The organism is Arsenophonus nasoniae DSM 15247 (assembly GCF_000429565.1).
Taxonomy (GTDB): domain Bacteria; phylum Pseudomonadota; class Gammaproteobacteria; order Enterobacterales; family Enterobacteriaceae; genus Arsenophonus; species Arsenophonus nasoniae.
In genome coordinates, this window is the sequence record NZ_AUCC01000014.1 from 39,778 (window position 1) to 51,794 (window position 12,017).

A 12,017-nucleotide genomic window follows, 5' to 3' on the forward strand; every position below is an offset into this window, starting at 1 on the left:
CTAAGCATTACTTTATATTCTAACTACAGATAATTTTATTATAAAATTAGGATTATAATTATTTAATGAAAGGAATTCATATGGCTAGAGCCAATGAAATAAAAAAAGGTTACGCAGTAAACTTCAATGGTAAATTGCTATTAGTAAAAGATATTGATATTCAAACTCCAAGCGCACGAGGCGCCAGCACCCTCTACAAAATGCGTTTTACTGATATTAGAACCGGACAAAAAGTTGAAGAACGTTTTAAAGGCGATGATAATCTAGAAACAATCCATTTAACTCATCGGGCAGTAAGTTTTTCTTATGTTGATGCTGATGAATATGTCTTTATGGATAATGAAGATTTCACTCCTTACAATTTTAAAAAAACAGATATAGAAGAAGAACTTTTATTTTTTACTGCCTCAGGGATCCCTGGTTTGCAAGTTTTAGTAATGAATAACCAAGCTATCGCGTTAGAACTTCCCCAAACTGTTGATATGGTAATTGTAGAAACAGCACCAAGTATCAAAGGGGCATCAGCTAATGCAAGAACAAAACCAGCTATGATGGCATCTGGGCTAATAATACAAGTTCCTGAATATTTATCAATTGGTGAAAAAATTCGCATTCATATTGCAGAACGCCGTTATATGGGGCGTTGTGACTAAAACCGATAAAAATTAAATAATAGCTGCTCTTAATTAAAGAGCAGTTATACCAATAAAAAATAAAAGTGACTCACTTGAAAATAAAATTAATGATAGCTAATTTCCAGCATGCCCTGCATTTTGCTTATATTAACGTACAAAAAATGCATTTCACCATATTTAGCGAATGATTTTTGTCGCTCTTTTATTAATGAATTAATACTTACCTTCCGAATTACCACTTTGCCAGATTTATGCCAATAATTTGTTTCTAACATATTATCATTTACAATATTTTGACAAGTTGATGCAGTAATAGCACCATAAAAATGAATTACCTCCCCAGTATCTCACTATAAACGTGAGATAATAAAATTAATGCGAGTATAAACAAAAAATTCTTATTTAAATAACAGGGAAGCTTATTCTTAGGCAGAGCATTGCATATTTTTCATGTAAAATCATAAAAAGTTTAATCCTGATCATTAAATATAATCACTATTGAATATTTTTATTAAGTAATTGCGGTGAATTTGCTAATGATTTAGTAAAATTACATTTACACCTATAACTATAACTAAATATTTGGTTGAAACATAAAATATTGCTAACCGCAAAATTCCACATAACATAGTTTTTATGTAATAATAAATTTACTATTTTATTGCTTTTAAGATAATACCTTATTACTCTTTTTTATTAAGATATTTGTTATGTATTAATCATACTAATTTAATACTATTTGAATTTATTACTCTATAGGCATCAGAATTACTAGTTTAATATGATAAATATCATATATCTGACTTATAAAATCAAAAATTTAACGAGTAAAATGAAAACGACTTATTAGCGCAAATTTTTAAAATAATAATTTCTATATTTATATAGAATTAAATAATTTTCTGCTACTGAAAAATAGACTAAATTATTTAAATAACAGACTCACTTTTATTAAAATATTTAACAAAAAAATAACCCTCTATCAATAAGATATTGTTAACCAATTTAACATAAATTTTTATTAATTCGCCAATTTGCATTGCTAATCACCAATAATCTTACGGTCTTAATAGTATACTTAACGCAAATATTAAACCCTTTATGAAATAAGTTTATCTTCATCATCTCTATTTTTTTAAATAAAAAATTTGCTTTTTTGTAAATTAATACAAGAAAACTCGCCATTTTTTATTTCCTTGTATAAACTTGTTATGTTTAACATATCAATGTATTTGAAAAAGCTGTTGAATCATATGCATTTATATAACTAACAATAGCGTTGATATTTTAGCCTTCAACTGGAAAAATAAAATATCTTTAAATTTACTTTATGGCAAAAATCCACATAAGGATAAACAAGGGATAAATCAATAATGGTAAAACTTCAACCGTTACTGAAATACTGTATGAGGCCTATTCCGGCACTAGTCATTCCTTTATTGCTATCCGCTTGTAATTCACCAAATTCATCGCTATATAAAACACAATCTAACTCACTTTATCAGGTATCACAAGCTGAGTTTGAGCAATTAGTACGCAATGTGGAAATTAAAACAAAAATTTTAGAGCAGTATGCAAACTGGAGAGGTGTTGCTTACCGTTTTGGTGGTACAACTAAGAAAGGTATTGATTGATCAGCCTTTACCCAACGTATCTTTAGTGAGAAATTTGGTGTTGATTTACCTCGTTCAACAAACGAACAACAATATACCGGCCACTGGGTCAAGCAACAAAATTTACGCCCTGGCGATCTCGTTTTTTTTAGAACTGGCTCAACTAATCGACATGTCGGTATATATATTGGTAATGATAAATTTGTCCATGCATCAACAAGTAGTGGTGTCACCGTTTCTGCAATAAATGATGATTATTGGAGTAAGCGTTATTATGCCGCTCGTCGAATCATCGATACAAACTAATATCTAATGAGAATAACAACAAGGTAGCGTTATTGATTCCGCAATAGCTACACCTGCTGTCTTAAAATGACAAGTCGCTAAACCTTCATCTTCATAACGAATAAAAAGACAAATTTGACCTTGCCATTCAAGTAAATCATTAGCAATTTGCATTTCATCTAAAGCTGAACTTAGATATTTTAACACCGCCAAATTATCACTAATATCATAACAAAGCACTTTAAAGCCAATTAATATATTAGACTTGGAGCTGGATATATTATCAGGCATTACCTCAATTTTTTTACCTGCATGCCCTGTTAACCATCGATAATTTTGAGGTAAACGATGAATGACAGATAACTTAAAATTACCCACTAAAAACCCTATATTGTAATTAATTATATTATTTTTCTATTTAAGTAAAAAAATAACTTAACATACTAACTTATCAAGCTATTTTATACTTATCTTGGCATTTTACATCATATTAATATGATAAATTTTTGTTATTGTAATATAAAAATCTAGCTTAAACAAAACAAAATATGTTAATAAAGTTAACAAAATATATTATCTTTCTATCGAAACTGTAATTTTTGATTTGATTTTTATAAAAAAGCCATATATCAACCAATTAGCTTAAATAAGCAGTAATAAAAGATAAAATAATGAATAAACTGTTAGGCTCATGATTTGAGCCTATCTAAATTGTGGTTGCTATCGAAGTAAAAGATAAGAAATTACACTGAGTCCATATTAATAAAACGTATTTAAATAACGACATAACACTAATAAAACCTATTTTTTATAAAATAGATAAGTAATTCTAATTATATTAATCTTTACTGTAATTAGCCAATAAAACAAACCCCATTGCAAGACAAACGCATAATCCCATAAATCCTACCATCGACCAAGCTGTCGTTGTTTTGAAACAAGAAAGCAAGTAACCAAAAAATGCGCCAATACCGAAACGTATTGTGCCAACTAAAGATGAAACTGTTCCAGCAATATGGGGATAATTATCTAAAATGACAGACATTGCATTAGAAGAGATCATAGCAATACTACCAACATAAACAGCAACACCAAATATCATAGGAATAAAACCTAAGTCCAATATAGTGCTAAGAATCAGCCACATCCCCATAATAAATTGCAGTGTTAAGCCAATATGTAACATTTTCAATGCGCCAAAATGGCGTACATAACGGCTATTAAGCGTAGTCAGTAAAAACAAAAAAACAATATTTAAGCCAAAATAATAACCAAAATGCTGTGGTGAAACCCCATTTAATTCAATATATACAAACGGTCCGGTATTTAAAAATGAAAACAACCCAGCAAAGGAAAATCCACTAGCAAGAATATAGCAAAAGACTTGTCTAGCACGGAACAAGGTGAAAATTTGTTTTATAGTATTACGTAAATGAAATTTTTGCCTTTTTTCCTTAGGTAAAGTTTCTTGAATAAAAAAAGTAACTAATAAAGCCGCTATGATTGCGGCTAAAGAAATAATCCAAAAAATAGCATGCCAGGAAAACCAAATCATCGCCATACCACCTAAAATCGGTGCTAATAATGGCGCGATTGTCATGACTAACAAAACAAAAGACATGCTACGTGAAAATTCATCACTACTAAACATATCTCTCATCAAAGCAGTGATGACAACACTTGCTGCTGCAGCCGATAATCCTTGTAAAAAACGGACAAAAATAAATTGATCAATATTACTGGCTAGAGCACAAATCCCTGAAGTAATTGCAAAAATGATCACGCCACCCAATATCACAGGCTTTCGCCCTATACTATCTGCCATCGGGCCATAAAACAGTTGACCTATTGCAAAGCCGAAAATATAGCTATTTAAAGTCATCTGAACTTGACCGGTATCAACATTAAAACTTTTTGCAATCGATGGTAAACTAGGCAAATACATGTCAATGGCTAATGGCATCAACATGGATATAAGGCCTAAAATTAGAATTAGGCTGAAATAAGAGGAACGCTGACGTTGCATACTAACATACTCCCAAATAGAGAAAGTAAAAAATATAATTTAAATAGTTTTGATTTCTTCTTGTGTTAAAGAACGATATTCACCAGCCCTTAATGCTGGATCAAGATAAATACCACCGATACGCTCACGATGAAGTGCACAAACATGATTACCCACCGCTGCAAACATTCTTTTGACTTGATGATACCGGCCTTCACTAATTGTCAAGCGCACCTGCTTTGATGAAACTATCGATAGCTTTGCGGGCTTTGTGGGTAATTTTTCACCTTTAAGCCATATCCCTGCTAAAAACTTATCCGCTAGCTCAGTTGAAACCGGTTGTGCCAATGTGACAAGATAAGTTTTCTCACAATGATGTTTTGGCGAGATCATTTTATGTGTCCATTTACCATCATCAGTTATAATCACTAACCCGGTTGTATCTATGTCTAATCTGCCAGCAATATGTAACTTTGTTATAGCAGGTTCATCAATAAACGATAAAATTGTTAGGTTTACGCTATCTACCGTAGAACAAACATAACCTTGTGGTTTATTCAGCATAAAATAGCGCGGGCCGATAATATGTTGCAATACGACACCGTCATAGCTAACTATCATCTCAGGCGTAATTTGATAAGAGCCGGTTTTTATTATTTCATTATCAACCATAACTTTTCCTGCTCGTAATTCTCGTATGACCAAGCCACGGCTGATTGTTAGTTGTTGAGATAAAAACTTATCGAGGCGCATCATAATTTTTAAATCTATATGAAAGGGTTAGAATGCATATGTATTATTATGCTAAATCATTGGATGATTACAATCATTGCTTTTATACAACGCTGATAATAAGTAACGTGAATAACTATAACGCAATCAATTATATCAATAACTTGTTAGAGAAGATATAGCTTGCTACAGTAGATTTTATTTTTAATATAGATTACTTCAATATGAATAAGCGAAAAATGCTAATCTACTTGTTATTTATTTTAATATTTTAGTCAATAATCATGATAGTTACGCTAAGACCATATCAACAAGATGCCGTTCATGCAGCAATAAACTATTTTCGCGGCCATAAAGAACCGGCGGTCATTGTGTTACCTACCGGTGCAGGAAAAAGTCTTGTAATTGCTGAATTAGCTAGATTGGCCCGAGGACGAGTACTGGTATTAGCCCATGTAAAAGAACTTGTTGAACAGAACCATAATAAATACCACTCCTATGGATTAACTGCTGATATTTATGCCGCCGGACTTAATAAAAAACAAAATGAAAATAAAGTTATTTTTGCCAGCGTACAATCTGTGGCAAAAAATTTAGCGGATTTTAATACCCCTTTTTCACTGTTAATTATTGATGAATGCCACCGTATCAGTCTCAATAACGATGGTCAATATCAACAAATCATTCAAAAATTGCAACACAATAACCCTAATTTATGTGTTTTAGGGTTAACGGCAACACCTTATCGTCTGTCGGAAGGCTGGATATATCAGTATCACTACCATGGTATGATAAAAGGCAATGAAAACTGTTTTTTTCGCGATTGTATTTATGAATTACCGTTAAGGTATATGATAAAAAATCATTATCTTGTGCCACCTAAACGCCTAGATATGCCGGTTATTCAATACGACTTTAGTCAATTGCGCCTAAGCCAAGAAGGCATTTTTAATCACGCAGATTTAAATCAGGAAATCAAACGTCAGCAAAGAGTCACTCCCCTGATTATTAAGCAAATTATTGAATATGCCCGTTCCTGTCAGGGCTGTATGATCTTCGCCGCTACCGTTGAGCATGCCAAAGAAATTTTGGCATTATTACCTAATGACGAAGCAGCATTGATTTGCGCAGAGACGACAGCAAGAGCCCGTGAAAAAACTATTTATGCGTTTAAAGCACAAAAAATTCGCTATTTAGTTAACGTATCGGTCTTAACCACTGGCTTTGATGCCCCTCATGTCGATCTGATTGCTATTTTACGTCCCACTGAATCAGTGAGCCTCTATCAACAAATAATTGGTCGCGGACTAAGGCTATTTCCGAACAAAAGTCAATGCATTATTCTTGATTACGCAGGAAATCCCCATGATCTTTATATGCCAGAAATTGGTAGCCCCAAAAGTGATCCACAAAACGTGCCCGTTCAAGTTTTTTGCCCACTTTGTCATTTTGCTAATCTATTCTGGGGAAAAAACGATTCAGACGGTCAAATCATTGAGCATTATGGCCGTCGTTGCCAAGGCTGGGAAGAAAAGCACAACGGACAAAAAAAACAGTGTCAATTTCGCTTTCGTTTTAAACAATGTCCAGACTGTGGTGCTGAAAATGACATTGCAGCACGACGTTGTCATCAATGTCAGGCAATTTTAGTTGATCCGGATGATATGTTAAAAACAGCGTTAAAATTGAAAAATTCCCTGATCCTTCGCTGCGGAGGCATGCAACTGACTGCCGGACATGATAAGAAAGGAGAATGGTTAAAAGTCACTTACTACGATGAAGATGGTAGCAACGTCTCAGAACTGTTTCGATTAACAACGTCAGCTCAGCGCAAAATCTTTCAACAACGTTTTCTGTTGCTACACCAGCGAGCTCCAGGCCTTCCGTTCCAATGGCAAACTGCGGCCGATATCTTACGTCAAAAGACAAGATTACGTCATCCTAACTTTGTTATCGCACGTAAACAAAACCGGTTTTGGCAAATAAGAGAAAAAATTTTTGACTACCAAGGAAAGTATCGTCTGGCTGACGACCTCTATTAGTATAATGATTGCCATTTGTCTTTGTTATCTAGCTGTTGTTCCTTAAAGGAATATAAATTCCTAAAATTAGGAACTTTATTTGCTGTAGCGCGTTTTTTTCGTTAAAATGCCGCCCGCTTGATTAGCAATCACTAACAAGTTTTTATTAACAGATCTGCTACTGGGTCGCCTGTCGCAGAGTCTTTTTACATTATGAGAACAAATCATGCTAACTATTAATGCAGAAATCCGCAAAGAGCAGGGTAAGGGTGCGAGCCGCCGCCTGCGTAAAAACAACAAATTACCGGCTATCGTCTATGGTGGTGATCAAGAGCCCGTTTCTATTGAACTCAACCATGATGAAGTTATCAACCAAGAAAGCAAGCCAGAGTTTTATGAAGTATTAACACTGGTGGTGGGCGGCAAAAAAACCAAAGTTAAAGTACAAGCGGTTCAGCGTCATCCGTTTAAGCCTAAACTAACCCATATCGATTTCTTGCGGGTTTAATAACGCAAAATTGCGCTTTTTTACTAAGCCAATCATCAATAACGCCGCCCTTGCGGCGTTATTTGTTTTTCAGCATCATCAACGGCTTTTCTTACTACGCTCTAATTGCTCACGTAAGTTCGGTGGTGTACCTTTAATTGTTAAAGTATCCGTTGCCGGATCCCAAAAAACACGCTCATCCAATAACAAAGCATCAAAGTTAATGGTCAAGCCACCGCCACTACCTGAATATTTAGTTAATTGTTTGAGAGTCGTACGATCTGGTGGAAAACTTTCTGCCAATTGATAGCCATTTTGTTGAGTAAATTCAACAAAATTCTGCTCTCCTAAAGCGGGTAACTCGTTTGATAAGCGCTTTAATTCAATTTCTTCTCCGGCTTGTTGTTGCTCATTACAATAACGATAAACTTGCTGTCGATATTCCTGCGTTGCTGCCTGGTTTAACTCAGAAGAATCACAATAATCATTTACGGCTTGCAGTAATCCTTTATTCTGTATTTTAGTATTCATGCCTTCGCTAGCTGACAGAAAATCCATAAAAAAATCAGATATTTTACGCCCAACACGTCCTTTTAAAAAAGTTAAATAACGTTCGGAAGCAGGATTTCTTTCCCATTCAGTCAAGTCTATGCGAGCAACAATATCTACATGCGGAATATCAAGATAATGAGTAGTGTTTAATTCTAAATTATCATTAACAAACATACTATTACAGCTATTTAATATGGCTATTAATAAGTAATCTACCACTAAATAACGATATTGACAAAACAGTACCACCCCACCTTCTGCAAATGGATATTTTGCCAGTTCATCCCGCAAACGAATTGTTGCCGCACGACTAAATCCCAAAAAGTTTTCATCTCCTTTTCTTAAAGAAACTAATGCTTCAGCTAATTTGCTCGCTTGATTAAAAGTGGCAAAGGCTTTACTTTTAGCGCCATAAATTCGATGCAATTCTGCCATCATTTCATGCACGATATTATCCGTGCCTAATAAAGAATCACGCAGCACAACCTCTAGTGTTTGTTCATCACGTTTTATCAACTGATGTAAAGCAATCTGGCAAATATCCAGACTCATCATTTACTCCTTATTTTCTTTATGGCATAAAGATCAATGGTATTCAAACATCGATAACCTTTCCCCGCGGCCAAATTGGTATTTATTGATATAACATTTTTGTATTATGGGCATATAATAAGATTTATAAATTATGGAAACGGGTTAATTTAAAATATTACTAAGTGAAATTATCCTGTTAAATTAGACAAAACAACTACAGCAAAAAACGCAACAATACGCTAAAATATAACGCTTTATTCATTCAGGATTTTTATTATGCCACAATCATCCCGTTATAGTGATGAGCAAATTGAACATCTACTCCTAGAATTAGTTAAGGTGCTAGAAAAACATAAAGCACCAACTAATCTATCATTGATAGTATTAGGTAACATGGTAACAAATTTAATTAATACAACGGTTACACTGACTCAGCGTAAAACTATTGCCGAATCTTTCGCTCAGGCGTTACTTTCTTCCGTTAATGAAGAAAAAATTCACTAATCAGCAGATAAAATTAAAACATGGCGACCAACTCTCGAAACTATCGTGAAAAAGTCTCCCAAATGATAAGCTGGGGACACTGGTTTACGTTATTTAATATAGTACTCAGTTTAGTATTAAGTAGCCGATATCTGTTTGTTTTTGATTGGCCGAATACGTTATTCGGCCGTATTTATGCTATTGTTAGTTGGCTTGGGCATTTTAGCTTTGTTATTTTTGCCTGCTATCTTTTAATTATCTTTCCTATCACGTTCATTATCGGTTCACAGCGACTATTAAGATTTCTATACACCATTCTTAGCACAACCTTACTGACTTTTCTCATTTTTGATATCACTTTTTTTTCGCGCTATAACCTACATTTAACGCCATTACTATGGGAATTATTAATAAATCCTAAAAACGGCGAAATGGCACGAGAATGGCAACTGATGTTTATTTGTGTGCCCATCATTTTCTTAATTGAGATGTTATTTGCTACCTGGAGTTGGCAAAAATTACGTAGCCTAAACCGTCAACGATTCACAAAACCCTTGGTAGGTATCTTCATCACGGCATTTATTGCTTCACATTTAATGTATATTTGGGCTGATGCAAATTTTTATCGTCCAATAACTATGCAACGAGCGAACTATCCGCTATCTCATCCAATGACAGCGCGAAAATTTCTTGAACGTTACGGTTATCTCGATCAAGCGGAATATCAACGCAAAATACAACAAGAAGGCAATCCTTCAGCACTGTCTATTGAATATCCACTTAAACCACTTAGCTACCAAAAACAAACACCAAAGTATAATTTATTGTTGCTTGTTGTTAATAACCTTAGCTATCAAGATACCATTGAAGGTATGCCAACATTAAATACTGTTAAAGCAAATAGTACCCAATTCAATCAGCATCTCAGTGCAGGTATTCAAAATCAATTTGCGCTATTTGGTCTATTCTATGGGTTATCGCCTAGTTATTTGGATAGTATTCTTAATAGCAGAACACCCTCCGCTTTGATTGAAGCATTAAAATATCACAACTACCAATTTGGTCTGTTTTCATCAGATGGATTTAGCTCGCCACTTTTCCGTCATGCAATTCTGGCAGATTATTCATTACCCGAACATAGTGCAGGTAATGATTATCAAACCACCAACGAATGGGTTAAATGGCTAAGTAATATACAAAGTGATACCCGATGGTTCTCTTTTCTCAATATCAATGGCTTTGATAATCATAAGTCGCAAAGTGACAATAAAGTACAATTAGATTATGAAATTGAACGTATTCTTGCTGCGTTAAAACAAAAAAATATGTTAAGCAATACGGTTATCGTCATTACGGCAAACCATAGTGGCAATACAGAAACAAATAAAACAACAAAATGGCTCACTAACGGTAAATTCAATCTTAAACAAATAAAGGTGCCTTTATGGGTATATTGGCCTAATACCCCACCACAACAAATTAATAAGTTAACCAGTCATCAAGATATTATGACTACCTTAATGCAACGTTTACTTTATGTTGATAATTCACCGGAAGACTATTCTCAAGGTGAAGATCTTTTCACCCCTAAACGTAACCAACCTTGGGTTTTATCAGGCGATGAACATGTATTGATTATGAATTATTCCAATAAAACCCTTTATCTACATCAAAATGGAGAGGTTTATATCTTTGATGATCAAGGCAACAAAATAAAAGGTGAAAAACCTGATTTGACTCAGCTGCTAAGAGCTTTTGCCGAGTCTACCCGCTTCAATATTAATTAATGCTTAAAAATCAAGCAGTCGTAGCACTTGCTATTGATTTTAACCAAAAAAACGGTAGTATAGCGAACCTGTATCGGCATGTAGCGCAGCCTGGTAGCGCACCGTCATGGGGTGTCGGGGGTCGGAGGTTCAAATCCTCTCATGCCGACCAGCTTTTACCAAGAAAACCAATTAGTTATGATTGGTTTTTTTGTGCCTCGAATTTGTAGGGGGAAAAACTAGGGAAAAAGGGGGGAAAAACCCCGCCAAAAAATGATAAAAAAAACACAATTTCTTAGACAATTTTATGCAATCAAACTACTTTTTTATAAAGTGCTTGCTAGTCGTCATACTTATAAAAATTTTCTCTAAATATATTAAATATTCTTATTTATTTTGGGGTGTAACGCACGAAAACACACTTAGAAAATCTGAGAGCTACTCGTTGCCGATATGGAAACAACAACAAAGGAACTGGTTTAAATACCCATTGACGAAAGAAGAAATCATGCGCTATAGTTTACTTGCATCTACAAAATCAGATGTCGGGTTTCACAGCTCGTTTAAGAATCCACGACAAATGCACGCCGTGAGCGTGTTTTTTAATGTCGTAATCTAGCCACAATTCAATGGTGAGCTGGATAGGGCAGCTGAAAAGCTGGCCGTCTGATAATCGCGGTAGTTTCGAACCCTGTTCAGTTCACCACCCAACGAGATTCGAAACCTCTAGGTGGTGGTAAATTCAGATTATCAATGGAGGTCTTATGACACTTCAATTATCCACTATCACCCCTAAAGTTACTATTCATAATGGTAAAGCGATCACTACAACTGACGATGTAGCTCATTACTTTGGCAAACAACATCATCATGTTGTACAAAAAGTAGAATCGCTTGAATGCTC

At 34.4% G+C, this 12,017-nt stretch carries 9 protein-coding genes, 1 tRNA gene and 1 pseudogene; 7 read left to right on the forward strand and 4 right to left on the reverse strand.

Annotation, left to right across the window (positions count from 1 at the left end; translation table 11 throughout):
* Positions 1-80: 80 nt before the first annotated feature.
* The gene (gene yeiP, locus G468_RS0105260) at positions 81-653 is read left to right on the forward strand and encodes an elongation factor P-like protein YeiP (RefSeq protein ID WP_026822237.1); all 573 of its coding nucleotides are present in this window, start codon (positions 81-83) and stop codon (positions 651-653) included.
* A 1,355-nt stretch (positions 654-2,008) separates the two neighbouring features.
* A pseudogene (mepS, locus tag G468_RS19765) lies at positions 2,009-2,554 on the forward strand (bifunctional murein DD-endopeptidase/murein LD-carboxypeptidase).
* A gap of 3 nt (positions 2,555-2,557) precedes the next feature.
* Here the strand turns inward: mepS and G468_RS0105280 are convergent.
* From G468_RS0105280 to rsuA, 3 genes are all read right to left on the reverse strand, one after another.
* Complete coding sequence (locus tag G468_RS0105280; protein WP_026822239.1) at positions 2,558-2,911, reverse strand: YejG family protein; 354 nt, start codon at positions 2,909-2,911, stop codon at positions 2,558-2,560.
* Positions 2,912-3,371: 460 nt separating this feature from the next.
* Positions 3,372-4,559, reverse strand: coding sequence for a Bcr/CflA family multidrug efflux MFS transporter (locus G468_RS0105285; protein WP_026822240.1), 1,188 nt, complete (start codon positions 4,557-4,559; stop codon positions 3,372-3,374).
* Between the two features lie 39 nt (positions 4,560-4,598).
* Positions 4,599-5,291, reverse strand: a complete 693-nt coding sequence (rsuA, locus tag G468_RS0105290; RefSeq protein WP_026822241.1) for a 16S rRNA pseudouridine(516) synthase RsuA — start codon at positions 5,289-5,291, stop codon at positions 4,599-4,601.
* A 263-nt stretch (positions 5,292-5,554) separates the two neighbouring features.
* Here rsuA and radD point away from each other — a divergent pair, with 263 nt between their 5' ends.
* Positions 5,555-7,312 (forward strand): DNA repair helicase RadD, encoded by a 1,758-nt coding sequence (gene radD / locus G468_RS0105295; RefSeq protein WP_026822242.1) that lies wholly within the window; start codon positions 5,555-5,557, stop codon positions 7,310-7,312.
* Between the two features lie 205 nt (positions 7,313-7,517).
* The gene (gene rplY, locus G468_RS0105300) at positions 7,518-7,799 is read left to right on the forward strand and encodes a 50S ribosomal protein L25 (protein WP_026822243.1); all 282 of its coding nucleotides are present in this window, start codon (positions 7,518-7,520) and stop codon (positions 7,797-7,799) included.
* Between the two features lie 78 nt (positions 7,800-7,877).
* Here rplY and yejK read toward each other — a convergent pair whose 3' ends face one another.
* A complete protein-coding gene (gene yejK / locus G468_RS0105305) occupies positions 7,878-8,882 on the reverse strand; it encodes a nucleoid-associated protein YejK (protein WP_026822244.1) in 1,005 nt (334 codons plus the stop codon).
* Positions 8,883-9,140: 258 nt separating this feature from the next.
* Here yejK and G468_RS0105310 point away from each other — a divergent pair, with 258 nt between their 5' ends.
* The 3 genes from G468_RS0105310 to G468_RS0105320 all read left to right on the forward strand — a co-directional run bounded on the left by G468_RS0105310 (position 9,141) and on the right by G468_RS0105320 (position 11,285).
* Positions 9,141-9,368 carry a DUF1414 domain-containing protein gene (locus G468_RS0105310; protein WP_026822245.1) on the forward strand — a complete coding sequence of 76 codons (228 nt, stop codon included), beginning with the start codon at positions 9,141-9,143 and terminating at the stop codon, positions 9,366-9,368.
* Positions 9,369-9,388: 20 nt separating this feature from the next.
* On the forward strand, positions 9,389-11,134 hold the full coding sequence (gene yejM / locus G468_RS0105315; protein ID WP_026822246.1) for an LPS biosynthesis-modulating metalloenzyme YejM: 1,746 nt from the start codon (positions 9,389-9,391) through the stop codon (positions 11,132-11,134).
* A gap of 74 nt (positions 11,135-11,208) precedes the next feature.
* Positions 11,209-11,285 (forward strand) — tRNA-Pro (locus tag G468_RS0105320).
* Positions 11,286-12,017 lie beyond the last annotated feature (732 nt).

Coding starts and splice junctions, on each gene's coding strand:
- yeiP (WP_026822237.1), top strand. CDS start 81: ATGGCTAGAGCCAATGAAATAAAAAAAGGTTACGCAGTAAACTTCAAT.
- G468_RS0105285 (WP_026822240.1), bottom strand. CDS start 4,559: ATGCAACGTCAGCGTTCCTCTTATTTCAGCCTAATTCTAATTTTAGGC.
- rsuA (WP_026822241.1), bottom strand. CDS start 5,291: ATGCGCCTCGATAAGTTTTTATCTCAACAACTAACAATCAGCCGTGGC.
- radD (WP_026822242.1), top strand. CDS start 5,555: ATGATAGTTACGCTAAGACCATATCAACAAGATGCCGTTCATGCAGCA.
- rplY (WP_026822243.1), top strand. CDS start 7,518: ATGCTAACTATTAATGCAGAAATCCGCAAAGAGCAGGGTAAGGGTGCG.
- yejK (WP_026822244.1), bottom strand. CDS start 8,882: ATGAGTCTGGATATTTGCCAGATTGCTTTACATCAGTTGATAAAACGT.
- G468_RS0105310 (WP_026822245.1), top strand. CDS start 9,141: ATGCCACAATCATCCCGTTATAGTGATGAGCAAATTGAACATCTACTC.
- yejM (WP_026822246.1), top strand. CDS start 9,389: ATGGCGACCAACTCTCGAAACTATCGTGAAAAAGTCTCCCAAATGATA.